At 40.8% G+C, this 20,243-nt stretch carries 21 protein-coding genes; 12 read left to right on the top strand and 9 right to left on the bottom strand.

Features of this window, described 5'->3' with window-relative positions; all coding sequences use genetic code 11:
- Nucleotides 1-19: 19 nt before the first annotated feature.
- Both J4G44_RS06685 and sppA read right to left on the bottom strand, forming a co-directional pair.
- On the bottom strand, nucleotides 20-838 hold the full coding sequence (locus J4G44_RS06685) for an alpha/beta fold hydrolase (RefSeq protein ID WP_004971819.1): 819 nt from the start codon (nucleotides 836-838) through the stop codon (nucleotides 20-22).
- Complete coding sequence (gene sppA / locus J4G44_RS06680; protein ID WP_179991111.1) at nucleotides 835-1,857, bottom strand: signal peptide peptidase SppA; 1,023 nt, start codon at nucleotides 1,855-1,857, stop codon at nucleotides 835-837. The genes J4G44_RS06685 and sppA overlap by 4 nt, the downstream gene beginning before the upstream one ends.
- 127 nt (nucleotides 1,858-1,984) lie before the next feature.
- On the opposite strand from sppA, the gene J4G44_RS06675 reads away from it, so the two are divergent.
- A complete protein-coding gene (locus J4G44_RS06675) occupies nucleotides 1,985-2,974 on the top strand; it encodes a lysophospholipid acyltransferase family protein (protein WP_004971822.1) in 990 nt (329 codons plus the stop codon).
- On the opposite strand, the gene J4G44_RS06670 is transcribed toward J4G44_RS06675, so the two are convergent.
- Nucleotides 2,931-5,366, bottom strand: coding sequence for a DNA internalization-related competence protein ComEC/Rec2 (locus tag J4G44_RS06670; RefSeq protein ID WP_104853215.1), 2,436 nt, complete (start codon nucleotides 5,364-5,366; stop codon nucleotides 2,931-2,933). The two genes, J4G44_RS06675 and J4G44_RS06670, sit on opposite strands and share 44 nt — an antisense overlap.
- Between J4G44_RS06670 and J4G44_RS06665 the strand changes: the two genes are divergently transcribed.
- A complete protein-coding gene (locus tag J4G44_RS06665) occupies nucleotides 5,275-5,487 on the top strand; it encodes a hypothetical protein (protein WP_179989186.1) in 213 nt (70 codons plus the stop codon). The genes J4G44_RS06670 and J4G44_RS06665 overlap by 92 nt on opposite strands.
- Nucleotides 5,488-5,501: 14 nt before the next feature.
- Here J4G44_RS06665 and lolD read toward each other — a convergent pair whose 3' ends face one another.
- Nucleotides 5,502-6,185 carry a lipoprotein-releasing ABC transporter ATP-binding protein LolD gene (gene lolD, locus J4G44_RS06660; protein ID WP_207973528.1) on the bottom strand — a complete coding sequence of 228 codons (684 nt, stop codon included), beginning with the start codon at nucleotides 6,183-6,185 and terminating at the stop codon, nucleotides 5,502-5,504.
- Nucleotides 6,178-7,413: a lipoprotein-releasing ABC transporter permease subunit gene (locus J4G44_RS06655; RefSeq protein WP_104853304.1), complete on the bottom strand. Its 1,236-nt coding sequence runs from the start codon at nucleotides 7,411-7,413 to the stop codon at nucleotides 6,178-6,180. Before J4G44_RS06655 ends, lolD begins: the two co-directional genes overlap by 8 nt.
- Nucleotides 7,414-7,438: 25 nt before the next feature.
- Between J4G44_RS06655 and J4G44_RS06650 the strand changes: the two genes are divergently transcribed.
- Nucleotides 7,439-8,002, top strand: coding sequence for a PilZ domain-containing protein (locus J4G44_RS06650; protein ID WP_004971830.1), 564 nt, complete (start codon nucleotides 7,439-7,441; stop codon nucleotides 8,000-8,002).
- 76 nt (nucleotides 8,003-8,078) lie between these two features.
- On the opposite strand, the gene J4G44_RS06645 is transcribed toward J4G44_RS06650, so the two are convergent.
- Together J4G44_RS06645 and J4G44_RS06640 are read right to left on the bottom strand one after the other, a co-directional pair.
- Nucleotides 8,079-8,990 (bottom strand): DMT family transporter, encoded by a 912-nt coding sequence (locus J4G44_RS06645; protein WP_178865716.1) that lies wholly within the window; start codon nucleotides 8,988-8,990, stop codon nucleotides 8,079-8,081.
- A gap of 12 nt (nucleotides 8,991-9,002) precedes the next feature.
- Nucleotides 9,003-9,470, bottom strand: a complete 468-nt coding sequence (locus J4G44_RS06640) for a YaiI/YqxD family protein (RefSeq protein ID WP_004971836.1) — start codon at nucleotides 9,468-9,470, stop codon at nucleotides 9,003-9,005.
- 239 nt (nucleotides 9,471-9,709) lie between these two features.
- On the opposite strand from J4G44_RS06640, the gene J4G44_RS06635 reads away from it, so the two are divergent.
- The gene (locus tag J4G44_RS06635) at nucleotides 9,710-10,642 is read left to right on the top strand and encodes a hypothetical protein (RefSeq protein WP_019837949.1); all 933 of its coding nucleotides are present in this window, start codon (nucleotides 9,710-9,712) and stop codon (nucleotides 10,640-10,642) included.
- Between the two features lie 489 nt (nucleotides 10,643-11,131).
- Entirely contained in the window at nucleotides 11,132-11,272 is a 141-nt protein-coding gene (locus tag J4G44_RS06630) for a hypothetical protein (RefSeq protein ID WP_004971840.1), read from the top strand.
- Nucleotides 11,273-11,367: 95 nt separating this feature from the next.
- Here J4G44_RS06630 and serC read toward each other — a convergent pair whose 3' ends face one another.
- Complete coding sequence (gene serC, locus J4G44_RS06625) at nucleotides 11,368-12,447, bottom strand: 3-phosphoserine/phosphohydroxythreonine transaminase (RefSeq protein WP_179996916.1); 1,080 nt, start codon at nucleotides 12,445-12,447, stop codon at nucleotides 11,368-11,370.
- A gap of 255 nt (nucleotides 12,448-12,702) precedes the next feature.
- On the opposite strand from serC, the gene J4G44_RS06620 reads away from it, so the two are divergent.
- The 7 genes from J4G44_RS06620 to J4G44_RS06590 all read left to right on the top strand — a co-directional run bounded on the left by J4G44_RS06620 (nucleotide 12,703) and on the right by J4G44_RS06590 (nucleotide 19,767).
- Nucleotides 12,703-13,146, top strand: coding sequence for a hypothetical protein (locus tag J4G44_RS06620; protein WP_004971845.1), 444 nt, complete (start codon nucleotides 12,703-12,705; stop codon nucleotides 13,144-13,146).
- Nucleotides 13,147-13,401: 255 nt separating this feature from the next.
- Entirely contained in the window at nucleotides 13,402-13,716 is a 315-nt protein-coding gene (locus J4G44_RS06615) for a hypothetical protein (protein ID WP_035310653.1), read from the top strand.
- Nucleotides 13,706-14,519 (top strand): IS5 family transposase gene (locus J4G44_RS06610; protein ID WP_167845880.1). Its coding sequence is split into 2 segments (ribosomal slippage): nucleotides 13,706-14,092 and nucleotides 14,094-14,519, totalling 813 coding nucleotides; the frame shifts between segments, so codons are not numbered across the junction. Before J4G44_RS06615 ends, J4G44_RS06610 begins: the two co-directional genes overlap by 11 nt.
- Before the next feature lie 397 nt (nucleotides 14,520-14,916).
- Nucleotides 14,917-16,398, top strand: a complete 1,482-nt coding sequence (locus tag J4G44_RS06605; RefSeq protein WP_168370507.1) for a TolC family protein — start codon at nucleotides 14,917-14,919, stop codon at nucleotides 16,396-16,398.
- Nucleotides 16,399-16,409: 11 nt separating this feature from the next.
- Nucleotides 16,410-17,540 carry an HlyD family secretion protein gene (locus tag J4G44_RS06600; protein ID WP_131261183.1) on the top strand — a complete coding sequence of 377 codons (1,131 nt, stop codon included), beginning with the start codon at nucleotides 16,410-16,412 and terminating at the stop codon, nucleotides 17,538-17,540.
- On the top strand, nucleotides 17,540-18,670 hold the full coding sequence (locus tag J4G44_RS06595; protein WP_180060800.1) for an ABC transporter permease: 1,131 nt from the start codon (nucleotides 17,540-17,542) through the stop codon (nucleotides 18,668-18,670). The genes J4G44_RS06600 and J4G44_RS06595 overlap by 1 nt, the downstream gene beginning before the upstream one ends.
- A complete protein-coding gene (locus tag J4G44_RS06590) occupies nucleotides 18,667-19,767 on the top strand; it encodes an ABC transporter permease (protein ID WP_180060799.1) in 1,101 nt (366 codons plus the stop codon). The genes J4G44_RS06595 and J4G44_RS06590 overlap by 4 nt, the downstream gene beginning before the upstream one ends.
- Before the next feature lie 27 nt (nucleotides 19,768-19,794).
- On the opposite strand, the gene J4G44_RS06585 is transcribed toward J4G44_RS06590, so the two are convergent.
- A complete protein-coding gene (locus J4G44_RS06585; protein ID WP_179990115.1) occupies nucleotides 19,795-20,220 on the bottom strand; it encodes a DUF3887 domain-containing protein in 426 nt (141 codons plus the stop codon).
- Between the last annotated feature and the right edge of the window lie 23 nt (nucleotides 20,221-20,243).

Below are 20,243 nucleotides of genomic sequence, written 5' to 3'. Positions count from 1 at the left end.
GTATTTGGTTCAGACTGAATTAAACAGAAGCAGCTTTACTCTGCTGTGCTTGAATCAAATCTTTAATCAACTGCACCGTCGCTTCAGGTTTTTCTAAAGGGAACATATGTCCACCTTCAACCACCTGATAAGCAATGTTGAATTTCTTGGCGGTAATTTGTGGGAAACCTGCTTTTAAGAACGGCCCTTTTTTTGCAATCACCAATTCTGTCGGCACTTGCAGTTTTGCTTGCGGTAACCACCATAGTGATGGATTGGTTCTAAAAATATTGACCTCGTCCATTTTTGGAATGGTCAATTGTACCCCGCCTCGTACATGGTCATCAGTCAAAGCATGCTCGATATAAGCCTGAAAACAGTCGGCATCAAAATCTTGATAAAAACCTTTCGGACGCAATAAGTCTGCTGCTTGCTCACGACTTTCCCAATGATCACGACGGCGCAAAGACAAAGATGCAGGCGACAGTTGATCTACTGCTTTAAGCTTAAACATTTTGGCAAAATGTAAAAACACCGATGCTTTACCCATAATTAAAGGTGGATCAAGCATGATCACTTGTTCAAATAATTCAGGGCGTTGTAAAGAGGCTTGAAACGACAACACTGCACCTAAAGAATGCCCCAACGCAATCACTTTACGTCCCTGAGCTTGACGCACAACACTGTCAATCACTTGTTGGGTTAAGCTTTGCCAATGATTATCAATCGGATAACGCTTATCTGGCCCCAACAAAGGGACGTAAATCACATCGTAATCATCTTTAAGTAAATCAAACAGTTTTTGATAAACCTTCGATGGCACGCCATTGGCATGCGCAAAATGAATCAGTGGTTTCATTGTAATTTCGCGTTTTGCTCAGTCTGAATATGTTGAGATAAAGAAGTGGCAAAGCCCTCTCCCACTGCTGCACCCATACGACCCAACACAGAGTCTAAAGGACTATGTTCAATGGTATAGTTCACTGTTTTATCTAGGTTTAAATCACGCTTCAGGCTATTTAAACTGCCAATCTTATCGGCAATGCCTAAAGTCACGGCTTGCTCACCTGTCCAGAACAGACCTGAGAAAATCGCAGGATCTTGTGATTTCAGTTTCGCGCCGCGTCCATCTTTCACTGCTTGAATAAAGTGGCCATGCACATTATCTAATACGGCTTGCACATGTTTTTTCTGTTCAGGATCAACAGGTTGTGTCATCGACAATAAGGCTTTATTTTCACCTGAGGTCATAGTACGATCTTCCACACCCATCTTCTGCATTAAACCGCTCAGCCCATAATTTGGCATAATCACGCCAATTGAACCCACCAAACTTGATGGATTGACAATAATTTCATCTGCAGCGGAAGCAATGTAATACGCACCTGAAGCGCCAGTATCGCCAATCACGGCATAGAGTTTTTTCCCTTGATGCTGTTTTTTCAGATATTGAATTTCTTGCCAGATTTCATCTGACTGCACAGGTGAACCACCCGGAGAATTAATATTTAGCACCACCGCCTGACTGTTGCTGTTTTCATAGGCTTTTTTCAGTGACTTGATGGTGTCATTGCTGTTCACACTTTGCTTATCAGATGCAATTGTGCCAACAATATCCACCACCGCGATATGTGGACTCGCTGCCGATGGATTCGTGGTCGTGGTACTGCACCCTTTGCCCATTATCACCAACAGTAAAAATATATAAGCAAAAGTTAAAAACTTAAAGAAAATCCCCCAACGACGTGCACGACGTTGTTCTTCAACTGAAGCTAAAACAGCTTTTTCTAATAGTTTCCACTCTTTGCCTGTGGGCTGCTGTGCTTGTGGAGATATTTGTTGTGATTCATTTTGTGGTTTTGGTGGCCAATCGGACATGAAACAATCCAAAAAATAGTAAATTTGCTCCATTATATACACGGAATTGGCAAAAACTGTCTAAAGCCTGTATTTTCTCCTATAATATTTTACATCTTTATCCTTTCTATCAATTGATGCTGTCGTTATGACCGAACCTGCACCGACAACGGCTTTATCGCGCCTGCTTGATTTTGTCAGTCGACAACCTTTAACAGTTGCGCGTTTTTTTGCAAAATCTTTGGCTTTTTTGGTCAATACACTGCGTTTGAGTAAAACCTCTCAAACCATTCAACTCAATCTACAAATTGCGCTTCCTGAGCTGAACTCACAACAACGCGAACAGATTACCCAGCAAGCAATTCGTAACGAACTGACCTCTTATTTTGAGTTTTTTCATATTTGGGGATCAAGCAATCAAAAAAATATTCAAAGAATCCATCAGGTACATGGTTTAGAACTATTACAAGATGCACTGGCTGCACAAAAGGGTTTGGTCTTAATTGTGCCGCATTTTGGCACTTGGGAAATTATGAATGCGTGGATCGCTCAATATACGCAAATGACCATCATGTATAAACCTGTCAAAAACCCTGCGGCAGATGATTTTGTGCGCCAAGCACGTAGCCGTGAACAGGCACATTTAGTCCCAACAGATGAATCTGGGGTACGTCAAATTTTTAAAGCACTCAAACAAGGCGGAACCACTGTCATTTTGCCAGACCATACCCCAAATATAGGTGGTGAGATGATTCCTTTTTTTGGTATTCCGTTGGAATCGAGTAATTTAAGCGCCAAATTGATTCAGAAAACTAAAGCAAAAGCTTTGTTCTTATATGCGTTAAGAAATGCAGATCAAGGCTTTGATATGTATATCGAAGCGATAGATGAGCACATTTATCAGTGTGATGCCAATGCAGGGACAGCTATTATTCACCGTGCAATTGAAGATTTGATCCGTCGTTATCCTACACATTATCACTGGAGTTATAAACGCTATAAAGCCCATCCAGATTTACGCGGGGTCTATCATAAACCTGTGCAAGAAGCCTTGGCAGATGTGCAGGCTGTACGTGCCCAGACACAGAACCAAACTAACGCTGCAACCACAATTTCTGCTGCCGATACGGCTGTATAAGCATACGCTGTTGTGCATCTACAGAAAAACGTACGCTGCCCTGTTGTATGGTGTTCATGAACGGAATATTGAGCGCAGCCAAGCGTTGCTGAACTAAAGAACTAGGATGTCCATAACGATTATCAAAACCTGCAGATGCCACGGCCAATTTGGGTTTAAAATGTGCTAAAAAATCATAGGCAGAACTGTGCTTACTCCCATGATGACCCAAAATTAACACATCTACTTTTAAATCAGGATATTCCTGCAACAATTGATATTCAGTTGCCCAACCTGCATCGCCCATCACTAAAAAATGCTGATATGGCTGTGCGGATGGCACTGAAATATACAACACACATGACAACTCATTTTGTTGCTGTGCGGCATAGGGTAATTGACTCGGTTTAGGAGATAAAACTTGTATCTGTACCTGATGTGGTAAAGACCACTGTTGCCCTTGCTGACACAAATTAAACTTGCTATTTACTGCCACATCTACGGTCTGATTGGCAAAGACATGCTGAATATTGACTTCATTTTGCAAATGAGGAAATGCACCACTATGGTCTTGGTCTAAATGACTTAAAACCACCAAGTCCAGTTGTTTAATACCATGCACCGCTAAAAATGGACGTAAAATTTGCTGTCCAATACTAAACTTACTTTCATCATAAGAACCGCCCACATCAATCATCATGTTGTAATGACCTGAACGTAAAAATAAAGCTTGTCCCTGCCCCACATCGAGTACTGTTAATTCAAATGGTTGTCGTTGGCTATCGACTATAATCAGTGGAACAAAACATAAGATTGCCCAAGTTTTAGGCAATACCGATTGTGGTAAAAATAGCAGAAATAAGCCTAAACATAGACAGACATACACCGCTGCAGACATCGACAAAGTATGTAACCGTGGTACAAAAACGGTTTCCATCCCCCGAAAAATCAAGCGCAACAAAGCCATAGCTAGATCATTCAATTGAAACAGTATTGACGCCAAGGGTTCAAAAATAAAAAAGCAAATTCCTGCCAAAACATCTAAAGGCACGATCAGCATACCAATCAATGGAATTGCGATGATATTAATAAGCGGTGCAATCCACGCCACTTGTTTAAAAAACACAATCACCAAAGGAAATAAGGCAATAAAAATTTTCCATTGCGACTCGATTAGAATTTTGCTGGCATGTTTCAGTTGCTGCCAACGATTCAGCTCTATACGTGGTTGCGCACTCAAGCTCTGATAAATACGCAGTAGAATAAAACAGGCCCCGTAAGACAGCCAAAAAGCAGCAGACAGTACACTTAAAGGATCAAACCATAATAATAAGGCAGCACTATAAATCAGCAAGGCAAAGCCTTGAAGCTTCTGCTTCAGCACTAACATTACTGTCACTAGACTGCACATCAGCAAGGTTCTTAATGCAGGAATTTCAAAACCGACAAAGGCGGTGTACAGCAATACACAACTTAAAAATGGCAACATGAGCAAGTATTGTTTAGGCATCCACAAATACCAATGCGGACGGTAATACCTAATCAGCTGACGTAATGCCCAACATAGCATGCCTGCAAAAATCAGCACATGTGGCCCTGAAATAGCCAATAAGTGGCTAATTCCAAAACGCTGAAACTGTGCTTCAGTTTCTGCATCTAATAGGCTTTTATCTCCTGTGAGTAATGCAAGAATTAAACCTTGATGATGCAAAGGTTGCTGCTGAATAAACAGTCGAATTTGATAACGCTGCTGTTCAATCCATAATCGAAATTTTGCCCATAGCGTCTGTTGGGCACGCCAATGTTGTGTAAACCCCATGGCATAAATTTGTTCAGCCGAGATAGGCTGAATCTGCTCAACCCGAAAACCACTCATAATATTTTGCTGTAAATACCACCGCTCTACATCAAATGCACCTGCTGTGGCATAACTATGCGCAGGGCGAATTTTTCCACTTAATTTGTAATAGTGTCCAAGTTCTAAATTTTGCTCTTGATCTACCTGAGTTTGTGCTAAAGTTGCTAACCATGTCACTGTTTGAGGATGTCGGTTTAACACCTCAACCCTTTGTGAAATGCTGTTGTCATTTAGCTGATTTAACTGTCTGACATAAACCACGACTTCAGCAAATTCAGGTTGTAGTTCACGCCATTGCAAACGCTGCTGCATCTGCGTATCCGCATAGATCAAACCGAAAACAAGACTCAAAACACCTGCCACTCCTACATTCAAACATTTCCAATAGATTGAAGATAAGCGAGCTTGCAACAAGTATTGCACAACGATACTGCATAAAATCAGTAAAACCATTGCACTAGGCATGGAAGTCAATGAATGTATTGGAAAAGAAGAAGAACGTATTCCGACACAGGCGATCCCAATCACCCAAGCCAGACCAATCAATTGCAGCATGAATATTAAACTTATTATTTTTATTGGCATGCATCATAAAGCCCACCGAAGTGGGCTTCAACAAAAAAATCTTATTCCAGCAATTGCGGTTTTAAACGCAGTCGCTTTTGAGTGGCTTTAGGAGCGATGCTCACACTAAGCATCTACCCAAATACCATCTTGCATGTGCAAAATGGTATCGGCAGATTTTGCCAGTTCTTCATCATGGGTCACAATCAGCATCGCCATGTTAAATTCACTGCGTAATTCACGCAGCAATTCAAAAATTTTAACTGCAGTTTTGCGGTCTAAGTTTCCAGTGGGTTCATCGGCAAGCATGAGTGCGGGTTTTGTTACTAATGCACGTGCCAACGCAACACGCTGACGCTCCCCTCCAGAAAGCTCACCCGGTTTGTGGGTTAAACGATGCGACAAACCGACACGCTCAAGCAGATACTCTGCCTGTGCCTTCACCTCTTTATAGTTCGTGCCTGCGCGTAACATTAACGGCATCGCCACATTTTCAAGCGCACTAAACTCAGGCAGCAAGTGATGAAATTGATAAACAAAACCGAGGTATTGATTACGCAAATAACCGCGCTCAGCTTCGCCTAAATTGTCAAAACGCTGACCATTTAAAAATACTTCGCCTGTACTTGGTCGGTCTAAGCCACCTAAAACATGCAATAAGGTACTTTTACCCGAACCACTCGCCCCAACAATCGAAACAAACTGTCCTTGCTGAACTTTTAAATCTAAACCACGAATCACTTCAACAGTGGTTTTGCCATCGGTAAAGTGTTTAGAAACTTGCTTGGCTTCCAGAACAATCTTACTCATAACGCAATGCCTCTGCTGGTTGAATTTTCGCGGCACGTAATGCAGGGTAAATCGTCGCCAAGAAACTTAAAATTAATGACAAGCTCACAATCACCACCACATCTTGCCATCTTAAATATGAAGGTAAGTAGTTGATAAAGTAGGCATCAAATAAGTTTAGCCCTAATACATTATTCAACCATGCAATAAAGCCACTGATACTGGACGCGAAAATAATCCCCAAGATTGCACCTGAAACCGTACCAATAACCCCAATGACCGTACCTTGCACCATAAAAATTTTGGTAATCGTGCTTGGTGATGCACCCAAAGTTCTTAAAATCGCAATATCTGATTTTTTATCGGTCACGACCATCACCAAAGACGACACGATATTAAATGCAGCCACCAAAACAATTAGGAATAACAATAGGCTCACCATTGCCTTTTCCATTTGAATGGCGCTAAACAAGTTGCCGTGCGTATAAGTCCAGTCCGAAGCATAAAAATTGGCAGGTAGCTCTTGCACAATATCTCGAGATACTTGTGGTGCAGCAAAAATATCATCCAGTTTTAAACGTACACCTTGCGCACCATCGGGTAAACGCAGCAAAGTCGAAGCATCATTCAGGGCGATATATCCCATCATCGAATCGACTTCTGCACCAATACTAAAAATACCAACCACTTTGAAACGTTTAAAACGCGGTACAACCCCTGCAGGGGATGGCGTTGCTTCAGGTAAAACCAAGGTGATGCTGTCGTTTAAACCCAAACCCAAGGCATCAGTCATTTGTTTGCCCAAAACAATACCGAACTCACCCTTTTTCAGATTGTCGATACTGCCTGCAACCATGTGGTTTTGAATGATGGATACTTTCTTTTCGTATTCGGGTTCAATTCCCGTGACCATAATGCCCGACACTTGCCCTTGTGCAGTCAACATGCCTTGCAATTGCGTAAATGGTGCAGCACCAACAACATGCTTATGTTGCTCAACTTTCGTTGCAAGTTCTGGCCAATTTGTTAAAATTTGTGTTGATGAAACAGTGGCTTGAGGTATCATGCCCAAGACACGATTTTTTAATTCACGATCAAAACCATTCATCACCGAAAGTACGGTAATGAGGACGGCAACACCCAAAGTTAGACCGATCATCGAAACTAAGGCAATAAAAGAAATAAAGTGGTTACTGCGCCGAGCGCGCGTATATCTCAACCCTATATATAGCGAGATTGGTTTAAACATACCATCAAGTCCGAGGTAATACATTATGGAAAATTTACAGCATCAAAGCGTCGCGTCTGAACGTCGTGTCATGTCACGAATTGATGCTGCCCTGAGAATCAATTACCAGATCATTTCTGACGATGTTGCGCTGAACGACCCTTACGATGCTAATTTTGTTTTACCGCGTTATTTTCTACTACTCGCAGAATTAGATCAATTTGATCATGCATTAAACTACGAATTAGAACAATTAACTGAAAAAGATCAACAAATTGCTCGAATCTTATCCTTATTCAACCAAAAATTAAACCTTATTACAGGGTCTTTATACGATGCAATTGTACAAAGCATGTTACCTATCCCTGAACAAGTCAATTTTTCAGAAAGTGGTTTCAGTTTTTATAGTGAACGTGAATTAAACACGGGCAGTTATATTCATGTCACGCTCAGCCATCCTGAAAACTTTTTCCATATAGCCGCAACCGCGCAAGTGGTTTACAGCCGTGAAGAAGAAAATGGACAATATCGTACTGGGGCGTATTTTATTACTCTACACCCTCAAGATCGCGTCAAACTTGCAGAAGCCGTTGCTTTAAAACAAGCATAATCTAAGAAATAAAATAAATCATTTCTGCATGTTCGCGTATATAAAATCACGTGGATAACGCCATCTTTGCATATCGTTAGGATGGTGTTTTGATTTTCTGAGCCAATGCCCGACTTGCTTTAAGATCACGATAAAAATACAGCACTAAGCCTGACAATAAAACCAAAGCGCCCACAAATACCATGACCGATAAAGCTTCTTGATTGAATAAAGCACCAATCAACAAAGCAATCATTGGCGTCATGACGGTGGTTAAAGATAAGGTGGTCGCCTGAATATTCTGCACCAATTTAAAATAACAGAACATTGCAATCAAAGAAGCCATGATCACGGTATAAAGTAAAGCTGCGATAGATTTAAGACTCGGCAAACTAGTCGGTACATATTGCCAAATAAACGGCACAATACATAAAGCCGCAATGGTTGATACCAAAATCGAGCCAGTTGCCTGTGCTACAGGTTCAACTTGCGCATTAACTTTTTTCACCCAGAAAATAGACATGGTGTAGGTCAATACACTAAACAGCATTAAAACAATACCCAGAGGATGCACATGCTGTGTTTCGCCGCCAAAGCAGATGATGCCAAGCCCTAAAATGGACACTGTCATTCCGATCCATTGAATACGTGCCAAATGCAACTGAAACACAAAACGACCAATCAAACCTGCTATGATGGGGGTCAGACCAAACATCAGGGCGATAATGCCTGAGCTTAAATAAGCGGTGGCAATGTAGGTGAAAATTTGTGAACCGATCAGACTAAACGAACCTGCCAAATAACTATGCCACGCTTGTAGATGATGTGGAAATTTCACTTTTAACAGCAGCAATAAAATAATAGCTAAGGGCAAAGCAATGAAAAAACGTAGCACCAAAGCCCAAAGCATGTGTAAATCTGACACACTCCAGACAATTGCCAAAGGCGTTGTTGCCCAAATGAAAACCAATAAGGCATAGGTCATCATAATATTGGTTTTAGAAGGCATGCGTGACTCGTATTAAGCAGTTTTACGTTTTTGCTTTTGGATGGTTTGATCTAGACTACTTGAAAACTCACGTTTATCACGTTCTGAAATAGGTGCTGGCCCACCTGTTTGTACGCCTGCACCACGCAAAGTATCCATAAAATCACGCAAATGCAGACGCGCTTTCACATTGGCAACAGTATAAATTTCACCACGTGGATGAATCGCTATTCCGCCCTTTTCAATCACTTGTGCCGCTAGTGGAATATCCTGCGTGATCACAATGTCGTGTTCCTTCATGCGATCTACAATTTCCTGATCGGCGGCATCGGCACCATGCATCACTTGAATAGAGTTAATCCGTACCGAAGGCGTAATCCCGACCGATTGATTGGCAACAAAAGTGACTTCAAGTTGGTAACGATCTGAAGCACGTAAAATGACTTCTCTTAGAATTTTAGGTAATGCATCTGCATCAACCCAAAGTTTAAATGGCAGCACTGTGCAACCCTGATAATAATATGCGACTAGTGTATCAAACTCATTACATTGCAGTATGTTTAAAATGCTCAGAATTGCATGCTAAAGTGTAGATGGATGTGATTTTGTTTCTGCTGCATCGCTGTCCACAATCTGTACAAATGCAGTGGCATTACATGAAATTTCAGCCAAAGACTTGAAAAATCGAAATAACCCTCGATCTAAGAGTAAAGAAAAGAACCCAACATCTCAAAGTGCTTATGAACAATCAAAATAGACCAGAAATCATCCGCATTGAAGATCAGAACTTCGGCAGCCATGTTGAACATTGGAATTTACTCACGGATGAACCCTGCACCGAAGTTCCAAAATGGTTAGGACTGGCTCTAGATGCACCAATTATGCCAATGGGTTTATGCCGCCAAGAAGCAGAAATGGATCAAAGCACATGGCTGATTCAAGGCCCAAGCAAAGAGGCAATTCAATTGACACAAGTGATTGCGGTTGAAAATAACAAACCACAAGCTGTAAAAACGGCTTTCCCTTGCTTTGAAAGTCCTTACAAAGTTGAAGCTAAAATTGAACGTATCATTAGCTGCAAATCTAACACTCAAGCGGTGCTTCGACTCAATTTAGGCAACAACAGTATTGTCTATGCTTTTGACAGTTTATACAGCGTCAACCATCAACAATACCAAAAAGATCAAACCTACTGGGTGCATTTAAACGCATGGGCGTATGAACTTGAAGCTGTTGCTGAAGGCGAACAATTGGTGGTCGATGATCCTGCGTCAATTAAACACCATCGTGCGCTGAATGATATTTTAGCAGCCAATGATGGTGTTGCACCTGCCAATCTGCAAGAACAAATTGACGCATGGCAACCTAAGTCCGAAGATGACAAAGCACCTGTAACGGTGGATTTTTCTAAAATGGTCGCATATTTATATGGCGAAAATATCGGTCAGGAAGATGAAGCTTGGTTTCAGGGCAATGTTGTTGGTAAAACCAGTTTTGAATTCATGAATCAAGCCTATACTGTTTATGATGTCACTCTAATTCATGATGAAAATCAGCCTGCGATTTTAATTCGTCTTGCAACTAAAAATCCTGCGCACCAAAACTTTGAAATTGGACAATACATTCGTGGCAATATTTGGATTCAAGCCAATATTCACAATATAAAACAGTAGTTTATTAAAAATAAACCTCAAAGTAGCTGTCTAAATAATAAATTCATATTCATCATCCCCCCATCCTCGCCTTCTCCTCAGGGAGAAGGAACTTTCAATACTTATTTCACTGATGGCTTATAATCAATTTTTGATTGTTAAAAGCGTGCTATTGATAGTATGAATATATTGATGCTTATTTAAGCATTTTAAATTCAAAAAAACGCAGTTATCCACAGCTTTAAATTTATTATAAATTCAAAATCAGCCATATTTTAAATCGAATATGTGGATAAGTTATTTTAAAACCCAAACATCTGCACCAAGCACCGTAGATAATCTGAAAGCCTTGAGTGGTGCGGATTTTAAAAATCAACACAGAATTAATTCATTATTGGCAGATATTATATTTAAAATAAAATTAGTACTTTATTTAATCAATTTTTTATGCTAAAAATATAGCCGTATTTAAATATTTAACGATAAATAGATCATCGGAAAATAATATCTATGAAAATCGTGCAAGAAGAAAACTTACAGCATGTAGAACATCAACTTGAGCAACGCTATCAGCTCGACCCGATGTCTTGCCTATTTTTTGCATTAGGCATGCTGCTCTCCGCCTACGGCTTACACTATTTTGTGTTCTGAGTTTCACTCATCAACAAGCCTCTATGACTTTTCACCTATTTCTATAAAAAAAACCCAGCTAATTCAGCTGGGTTTTTGCTTTTTACTACTATCAATTAACCGTGACGTTTTGCAAAGTCATCCATAAAGTTAACCAAAGCTTGTACGCCATCTAATGGCACTGCATTATAAATACTTGCGCGCATACCACCTACAGAACGGTGACCTGCCAAGTTCAACAAACGGTTTTCTTCAGCTTCTTGCAAGAATTGTTTTTCCAGTGCGGCATCAGCCAAAGTAAACGGAACGTTCATAATTGAACGGTTTGCGCTATAAATTGGATTCGCGTAGAAATCGCTTGAATCGATATAACCGTATAATAATTTCGCTTTTTCTAGGTTAGCTTGATGAATCGCATCTACACCACCGTTTTGCAATAACCACTCAAACACTAAACCAGACAAATACCATGCATAAGTTGCAGGTGTATTCACCATGGAATCATTTTTTGCTTGCGCTGAATATTTCAAAATGCTTGGAATTTCTGGCTTAGCTTGATCAAGCAAGTCTTCACGAACAATGACGATGGTTAGACCCGCAGGGCCAATATTTTTTTGCGCACCCGCATAAATCAAACCAAATTTAGATACATCTAAAGGTGCAGATAAAATGCTTGATGAGAAATCACATACCAATGGCTTATCTGTTTCAGGAATATTGGCAAACTGCAAACCACCAATGGTTTCGTTATCAGCATAATGCACATAAGCAGCATCGGCAGATAAATTCCATTGACTTTGTTCGCTAATGGCATGTTTGCCTTCAATTTGAATACCCGCTTCTACGACATTGATATCGCCATAGCGCTGCGCTTCTTTTAATGCTTTTTCAGACCAAATTCCTGTATGGATATAATCTGCTTTGTTGTTTTTACCCAACAAATTCAACGGAATTGCAGAAAACTGCAACGATGCACCACCCTGTAAGAACAATACTTTGTAGTTCTCAGGAATATTCATTAAAGTGCGTAAATCTGCTTCAGCCTTTTCTGCAACAGCCACATAGTCTTTGCTACGATGGCTCATTTCCATAATGGAAAGTCCCTTGCCATGCCAATCCAGCATTTCAGCTTGGGCTTTTTCTAAAACGGCTGTAGGTAATGCAGCAGGACCAGCACAGAAGTTGTACGCGCGCATGATTTTTCCTTTCAGAGTGAAACACAATAAAATGATGGCATTTAACCATATCTGGACGCCGCTTGCACAAAATTATTTCTATCCAAGAATGAAGATAGAGTCAAAAAACCAATCTAGATTCGAGGGATAAATTTACTAAATCAAAAAAAGAGGCTGAAATGTGTGCGACAATATCTGTCGCAAATTGATCAAAAAAACCACCCACTACTCCTAATTAAATGATATTTTAAATAAATATTAAAGGAGAAATAAACAATGACAACATTCCTCAATCACTTTAAGGTAGATAAAAATTTACTTGAAGTTGACTTCTTTGACCCTAATCTGGAAACAGATACTCGCTTATACATTGATAGTTATTATTTAACTCGTTGTGAGAACATACATTCCAAGTCTGCTCTGACTACTCAGCAAAATTTTATGAAATGTTTAATGGAAGCTCTTAAAGAAAAAGATGAAATTAAAGCAAGAAAATTATGCTCCCATTTTCCTGAGCCCAAATATACTGGCATTGGTGCAACTAAAGAAGGAGTAAATGGCAAAGGATCACACGATATTAAAGTTGAATATATACTCACATGCTTAAAGTCTTCTCAGGCAGCTCAGACAGGCTTATTAGAAGATCTTGAAGAATTAATATTAGTTGCAGATGGTATAGGTCCGGACACTATTTCAGATATAACGACTAGGGTCTGTTGACATTTCATAAATGGCTTGCGCTGTAGGCTAAAACTGAGCAGATCAGGCATGAAACGCAAGGAATAGCGAGATTATTGCTAAGTTTCATAACGCAATCTGAGAAAGTTTTAGCCACAGCCTTTCAGGGCGAGCATATTTTTTGCTGCTATTGCGTTATGTGCCAGTCATTTAAAATGACTAAATTTCCTGTCCCATGCCTTATAGCAGCTAAAAAACCTTGCGAGATATATCTCTCATGCCGCAAACATAGACGAATTGTCAACAAACCCTAATATTTGCTTTAAACATTTTGCAGAATATACATTAGAACAATGTGAAAAATTAGGTATAGAAACGACTGAAACAAAAGAGGCTATTCATTTCTTTTGTGCAATCGATAACGAATGGAAAAAATCAAAATTTTCACTTCCTCACGCTCCTTGGGGGCCTAATAAAGTTGTTGGACCTGTAATTTTGTTACCTCAAAATATCTTGGAATCTATGATTAGCTATAAAACTAATTATTTTTTCACTAATATTAGACCTCTTGCGAAAGTAAAAAATTGTTTATACTCATCTCATGAAATATGAAAATTTAACAAGATTTAATGATGAAGAATTTAAACGACTTGTTGGAGTTCCTCGTCCATTATTCTTAAAAATGGTATCAGTGTTACAACATGCTGAACTTGCCAAGAAAAAATCTGGAAGACCTCATTCGTTGTGTTTAGAGGATCAATTGTTGTTAACTTTAAATTACTTACGCTGTTATAGAACTCAAATTGAGTTATCCGCCGACTATAACCTAGCTGAAAGTAATGTGAATCGTACGATTCAGAAAGTTGAAAATGCTCTGATTCAATCACGGATTTTCGCATTGCCGAAAAGGAATCAAAAGTTTAATGAGGGGGATTATGTAATCGTTGATGTTACTGAGTCACAGATTGAGCGTCCCAAAAAAACAAAGAAAATTCTATAGTGGTAAAAAGAAGAAACATACGCTAAAAACACAGGTCATTTTTAACCCCCAATTAAAGCAAATTGTAAGTATACAGATTGAAGATGGCAGAAAACACGATCTGAACATTGCGCGTAAGCATTTGAAGGAGATGATTATTTATCCTTATATCATGGCAGATTTAGCCTATAAAGGATTTCATCAGATTAAGAGTAAGTTACTCATTCCAATCAAGAAACCTAACAATTTATCATTACCCCAAATAGCAAAACAGATCAACCAAGAAATCAGTCGGCGTAGGATCACAATTGAACATATCAACGGCAAACTTAAACATTTTCGGATATTAACAGAACGCCATAGAAATAGACGGAAACGATTTGGTCTAAGAATGAATTTAATTGCTGGAATGGTGAATTGGATGCTCTTAAATTAACTTTCGCAAGAGATCTATTGCCACCCCTTTATTTAAAGAAGAAGTTTTACGTAGAGATGCTTCAGCAAGCTTTATTTATTCTTTAAAATCTGGCGAGAAAAGAGTGAATGTAAAAAAATGCGAGAGCAACATCCTGAATTTCGAGGGGGGAAAAAGCAATATGGATGAATTAATCGCAAAAAATCCAAGACTTTTAAAAGAATATAGAGAAAAAGTAGCTAAAAAACGCTATTTAAAAAGAAAAGGTAAAAAAAGAAGATTAGAGGACGCATAAGCGTGCTTTTTATAGACAAATGTACAAGAAACAATACTATAACTTTACACTAGTTCTATCTGCGAACCTTTGATTTATACTAGAGGGATAACATTACCGGCTTTATATCAGTTTAGCGACTTTATGAACTTAAAGAAAAATAAAAGACAGCTTGTCTGGGGTTTAAATCTGCTTGCATCTATGATGTATGGCAGCTTTGCTCATGCACAGAGCATCAGCTTTCAGGATGCTGAACGTCAGTTGTTGCAAAATTCTTATAGCAGCCAAGCCTATCAAAGTCTGGAACAGGCTTCAAAACTTGAAGCTGAAGCAGTAAAAGGCGTAGGTCTGCCACGTGTCGACCTGAATGTTCGTGCCTATGCCTTTCACAGTGAAGTCGATATTCCATTAAAGCAATTTAAAAATAATCTGGAGAATTCACTCTCTCAAGGCGTGAATGGCCGGCTTAATGAGTGGGAGGCCAGTAATGGCGTGGATCTACCTGCAGGTATTACCGATCCACTGCGTGATGGACTTAACAATACTATTCATAGCGGAGTTGGTCTGATTCCGGATACGTCTAATGTCATCCTTGAAGATCAGGTGATTCGCCCCACTGTTTCCGTGATTATGCCAATATATACTGGAGGCCTCACCCGTAGTGCCAAAGAAATTGCCAATATTCAGGTCGGTCGTAGTCAGCTCAGCAACAAACAGCAGCAAGATACGCAGCGTTTTGAACTGATTCAAAGTTATTTTAATGTGCAGCTCCAAAAGCAATTGCATGCAGCTGCGCTGTTTAATCTGAATGCCATGCAGCAGCATTATCGCAATGCCTTAAAAATGGAACAGCAAGGTTTTATCAGTAAAGGCCAGCGTATGCAATTTGAAGTGGCACGTAATAATGCCGAGCGCAGCCAGCAAAATACGCAGGCCAATTTGAATGCTGCGCTGTTCCAGCTGAATAATCTGCTTCAGGAAAGTAGCATCACTGAGCTTTCGACGCCTTTATTTGTCAATAAAACCGAGCCACAGGCCTTAAATCATCTGCTAAAAACTTTTAGTCAGAACTCTGCGCTGATTCAAAAAATGCAGCTGGATACCCAATTGGCCCAAGCCAATGTGAAAGCCCAGCAAGCAGCGAAAAAACCAAATGTATTTGCTTTTGGCGAATATAGTCTGGATCAAAATGAAAACTGGATTGTCGGGGTTGCCGCACGCTATAACCTGTTTTCCGGGATCGATAAAAACAAGAATATTCAGGCTGCCGAACTCAAACGCTCTGCAACAGAACTGCTTACTGCACGCACCCAGCAGGAAATTGAAAATCTGATTTATAAATCTTATAGCGAAGCACTCAGCGCACAGCAAAGTGATGCACTTCTGGCACAAAATTTGAAAGCCGCACAGGAAAATTTACGCATCCAAGAATTGTCTTTTAAAGAAGATATGGGCACCGCCATACAGGTCATCGATGCACAAAATATGCTGAGCGGACTACGAGCCGAAACTGCCTTGAATGCTTACAAATATGTGATGTCACTGGCCACACTATTACAAAGCCATGGCTCGATTGCAGAATTTCCGAACTACATCCAACATACCAACACTCACTATATTCGCTAATGGAGCCGAACATGAACGAAGATCAAAAACCCAATGATCCTGTGAATGAAGTGGCTTCATCCAGCGATACAGAAAAATCTCCTGCGCAACAGGTAGAAACAAAAACTGAAATAGAAAACAACGCGACGACTTCGACCGAGCAACAACAAGCTCCTGAAATCGCTAAAAAGAAAAAATATTTATTGCTCGCCCTGATTCCAGTTCTGCTGGCAGTCATCGCTTTTGGATTGTGGAAAAGCTACCAACCGGCTCCGCTTGAATTGCAGGGTCGTGTAGAAGCTGAAACAGTTCAGGTGGCGACCAAAGTGCCAAGCCGTATTGAAGAAATCTATGTAGAAGAAGGTCAGCGGGTCAAAAAAGGCGATGTACTGGTGCGCTTAAACAGCCCGGAAATTCAGGCCAAAAAACAGCAAGCCGCAGCGGCTTTACAATCTGCGCTGGCCTTACAATCGACTGCTGAACGTGGCTCGCAGGAAGAAAATATCGCCAGTCTGTATGCCAACTGGCAATCGCTGAAAGCACAGCAAAATTTAGCCAAAGTTTCTTATGAGCGTGGTGCAAATTTATTGAAGGAAGGTGTGATTTCACGCCAGCGCCGTGATGAATTGTATGCAGCCAGTCAATCAGCGGCGCAAATGACAGAAGCAGCGTATCAGCAATACGCACGTGCCAAACGTGGCAGCACCTCGCAGCAAAAGAGTTCTGCCGATGCACAAGTAGATATTGCCCAGGCTGCGCTGGATGAAGCCAATGCTTTAGAAGCAGAAACCCAATTAGTAGCACCTGTAAACGGAACGGTGTCTAAAACCTATGGCAAAGTCTCGGAGCTGGTAGCCACCGCAGTCCCTGTGGTCAGCCTGATTGAAGATCAAATGTGGGTGAGCCTGAATATTCGTGAAGACCAATATGCCCCATTTCAGAAAATGAGCAGTATTAAAGGTTATATTCCCGCCCTAGATAAAACCGCCACTTTTCAAATTAGACAGATCAGTGCTGAAGGTGAATTTGCCACCATTAAGACCACACGTCAAACCGGCGGTTATGATGTGCGCAGTTTTAAGCTGCATCTTGTACCCACACCAGCGATTTCTGAACTGAAAGTCGGGATGAGCGTGTTATTTAAACTGAAAGAGACCCGATAATGTGGACGGGTATATGGCGCGAACTGCGCTATCTGCTCAGCGAAAAATGGGATCTGTGTCTGGTCACGCTGGCACCTGCACTGGTGATTATTTTATTCAGCAGCATGTTTGCTCAAGGGAAATCGGATCATTTACCGATTGCGATTATTGATCAAGACCAGAGTGCGCTGAGTCAAAGCATTTATCAACATGTGGCGCTGAATCATACTCTTAAAATTGCTACGGTGTCGGAACAAACAGCTGAAATTGAGCGCCTGTTAAATCAAAATAAAATTTGGGGTTATATCCATATTCCAAGCGGTGCCGAGCAACGTCTGGTTCGTGCCCAGGATGCTGACATCAGTATTGCCTTTAACCAGAGTTATTTCAGCATCGGAAATACCATTTCCTCTGCCATGCTGGTCAGTACCCTGCAAGCACTGGCTGAATTTAGCGGACAGCAATATCTGGGCAACCGGCTGCCTTCTCTCGAAGCACCGTCACCGCATATCAAAATATCGCCGCTGTATAACCCGCAACTAAATTATGAATTCTATCTGGAACCCTATGTCATTCCGGCAATTCTGCATTTACTGCTGTGTTGTTGTGTGGCATTTTCCGTCGGTCAGGAACTGAAGCGACAGACCTTAACAAGCTGGATTAGCAACTCGTCCATCTGGATGGCATTGCTGTCTAAGAACCTGGTCTATGTGGCTATTTTTAGTCTATGGACCTGGATCTGGATGTTCTGGCTGATTGAAATTCGCGGCTGGTTTGTTGCTGGCTCGCTCGCTCTGATTCTATCGGCACAATTTCTGCTATATAGCGCTTATGCATTTTTAAGCAGTGCAGTGGTTCTGGCGACCAAAGATTTAAGTAAATCTTTTGGCATCATTGCGGTCTATGGTGGTTCATCTTTGAGTTTTGCAGGTGTGACCCTCCCTTTAAATAATGCGCCCCTATTCACCCAGTTCTGGTCCAATATTATTCCGTTTACGCCCTATGCCAAATTACAAACTGAACAATGGGTGATTGGTAGTCCATTGCATATTTCACTGCAAGCTGGATTCATGCTGCTGATCTATGCCCTAGTTTACGCTCTGCTGGCTTATCTGTTTCTTAAAAAAATAGTTAAAGGAGCAGTCCAATGAAATCCCTCTGGTTTTACTATCTGCAAAGCTTTAAGGATATTGTCAGTCACGGCACGATCTTTACCACGCTTATTCTATCCGTCTTGTTTTACAGCTTTTTTTATCCAACCGCTTATCAGGCACAGCAGGCTGAAGCCTTACCGATTATTATTGTCGATGAAGAACAAAGTAACTTAAGCACCCGTATTATTGGTCAAGTGGCACAAAGCCCCAATGTGGAGATTGAGGCGATTACCGGCAATTTTTCCGAGGCCAAACAATGGGTGGAATCACAAAAAGCCGATGGTATTTTACTTCTGCCGGACAATTTATCGCAAAGCTTAAGGCATGGTGAAACAGGTGGCATTGGCCTGTATTTAAGTACAGCCAACTTTTTAGTAACCAAACAAATTGGTCTGGGCTTAGCCACATCAGTTGAGCAAACTTTGGCAGATTATACTGAACGCTTTGGCAAGGTCTCGGATTTTTCACCTGCCCTTTCTGTGCATCAAATTCCTTTATTTAATCCGCTGTCCGGCTATGGCAGCTATGTCTTTCCTGCGGTTGCACCTTTAATTATCCACCAAACCATTCTTTTGGGTTTGAGTATGCTAATTTTGGTATATCGGGAAAGAAAAATAGAATTAAACACAAATGCATTGATTGGGATGTGTTTAGCGGTCTTCACCATTGGTTGTCTGGGATGTTTCTATTTATTCGGCTTTAGCTTCTGGCTATTTGATTATCCGCGCGGTGGCAACCTGCTCGGGATGCTGCTGGCTGTTGCGGTTTTTATCTACACGATAATTGGCATGACCTGCTTATTTGCTAGTTTTCTGGATGTGCCGGAACGTGCGGGGCATGTCATTGTATTCACTTCTATTCCACTGTTCTTTTTATCTGGTGCGGCCTGGCCGCATGCTGCCATGCCCACCTGGATGCAAGTCGTTGGCGAAATCCTGCCCTCTACCCAAATTGTGCAGATGTTTATTCAACTCAATCAGATGGGTGTGCCTACAACACTGATCTTGCCTAAATTGCTCTATCTTGGAATGATCGGTAGCTTGTGCTTTTTTTTGGCTTATCGACGTTTAATTTCTGGTCATCAAAGCAGATAGAGCATTATAGCAATGCTCCTATTCCACTTATTTACCCGATTCGCCAAAGACTTGAATATTGAAATTATGAATCTTGTTGCTACCATTCGGCTTGTCAAAACTAACATCATACTGAACCAGATTTTCTGGATAGGCAATTTCATAGCTGACCTTATATTGCCCAAGCTGATCGGTTGCTTCTTCAATCTCTTTGGTCATTAAAGTCTTAGACTTGTATTCACCTTGAGGAATTGAACGTGAAAAGCGTTTCATCAGCTTTTCATTGTCCTTAAACTGGGTTTGCAACTGCGGCTCTAACTGATCCAAAAACTCGTCATACTTCCCATCACGCAAATCCTCATAGGCTAGCTGTGCCGCCTTTTCCTGTTCAGGACTCGGATCTGGAATATTGTCCATTGAATTACAGCCACTCAATGCAACCGCTGCTGCCAACAACATTAATTTGGTTTTCATCGCTTACCCTTATGCAGTCAACG

The organism is Acinetobacter towneri (genome assembly GCF_017498585.1).
Lineage (GTDB): Bacteria > Pseudomonadota > Gammaproteobacteria > Pseudomonadales > Moraxellaceae > Acinetobacter > Acinetobacter towneri.
Note: the sequence above shows the minus strand (reverse complement) of the source record. Positions and strands in the feature narration are given on the sequence as shown.

What these genes read in the sequence shown, in the direction of transcription:
- J4G44_RS06685 (WP_004971819.1), bottom strand. Translation starts at nt 838, where the DNA reads ATGAAACCACTGATTCATTTTGCGCATGCCAATGGCGTGCCATCGAAG.
- sppA (WP_179991111.1), bottom strand. Translation starts at nt 1,857, where the DNA reads ATGTCCGATTGGCCACCAAAACCACAAAATGAATCACAACAAATATCT.
- J4G44_RS06675 (WP_004971822.1), top strand. Translation starts at nt 1,985, where the DNA reads ATGACCGAACCTGCACCGACAACGGCTTTATCGCGCCTGCTTGATTTT.
- J4G44_RS06665 (WP_179989186.1), top strand. Translation starts at nt 5,275, where the DNA reads ATGGAAGTCAATGAATGTATTGGAAAAGAAGAAGAACGTATTCCGACA.
- J4G44_RS06670 (WP_104853215.1), bottom strand. Translation starts at nt 5,366, where the DNA reads ATGCTGCAATTGATTGGTCTGGCTTGGGTGATTGGGATCGCCTGTGTC.
- lolD (WP_207973528.1), bottom strand. Translation starts at nt 6,185, where the DNA reads ATGAGTAAGATTGTTCTGGAAGCCAAGCAAGTTTCTAAACACTTTACC.
- J4G44_RS06655 (WP_104853304.1), bottom strand. Translation starts at nt 7,413, where the DNA reads ATGTTTAAACCAATCTCGCTATATATAGGGTTGAGATATACGCGCGCT.
- J4G44_RS06650 (WP_004971830.1), top strand. Translation starts at nt 7,439, where the DNA reads ATGGAAAATTTACAGCATCAAAGCGTCGCGTCTGAACGTCGTGTCATG.
- J4G44_RS06645 (WP_178865716.1), bottom strand. Translation starts at nt 8,990, where the DNA reads ATGCCTTCTAAAACCAATATTATGATGACCTATGCCTTATTGGTTTTC.
- J4G44_RS06635 (WP_019837949.1), top strand. Translation starts at nt 9,710, where the DNA reads ATGAACAATCAAAATAGACCAGAAATCATCCGCATTGAAGATCAGAAC.
- J4G44_RS06630 (WP_004971840.1), top strand. Translation starts at nt 11,132, where the DNA reads ATGAAAATCGTGCAAGAAGAAAACTTACAGCATGTAGAACATCAACTT.
- serC (WP_179996916.1), bottom strand. Translation starts at nt 12,447, where the DNA reads ATGCGCGCGTACAACTTCTGTGCTGGTCCTGCTGCATTACCTACAGCC.
- J4G44_RS06620 (WP_004971845.1), top strand. Translation starts at nt 12,703, where the DNA reads ATGACAACATTCCTCAATCACTTTAAGGTAGATAAAAATTTACTTGAA.
- J4G44_RS06605 (WP_168370507.1), top strand. Translation starts at nt 14,917, where the DNA reads ATGAACTTAAAGAAAAATAAAAGACAGCTTGTCTGGGGTTTAAATCTG.
- J4G44_RS06600 (WP_131261183.1), top strand. Translation starts at nt 16,410, where the DNA reads ATGAACGAAGATCAAAAACCCAATGATCCTGTGAATGAAGTGGCTTCA.
- J4G44_RS06595 (WP_180060800.1), top strand. Translation starts at nt 17,540, where the DNA reads ATGTGGACGGGTATATGGCGCGAACTGCGCTATCTGCTCAGCGAAAAA.
- J4G44_RS06590 (WP_180060799.1), top strand. Translation starts at nt 18,667, where the DNA reads ATGAAATCCCTCTGGTTTTACTATCTGCAAAGCTTTAAGGATATTGTC.
- J4G44_RS06585 (WP_179990115.1), bottom strand. Translation starts at nt 20,220, where the DNA reads ATGAAAACCAAATTAATGTTGTTGGCAGCAGCGGTTGCATTGAGTGGC.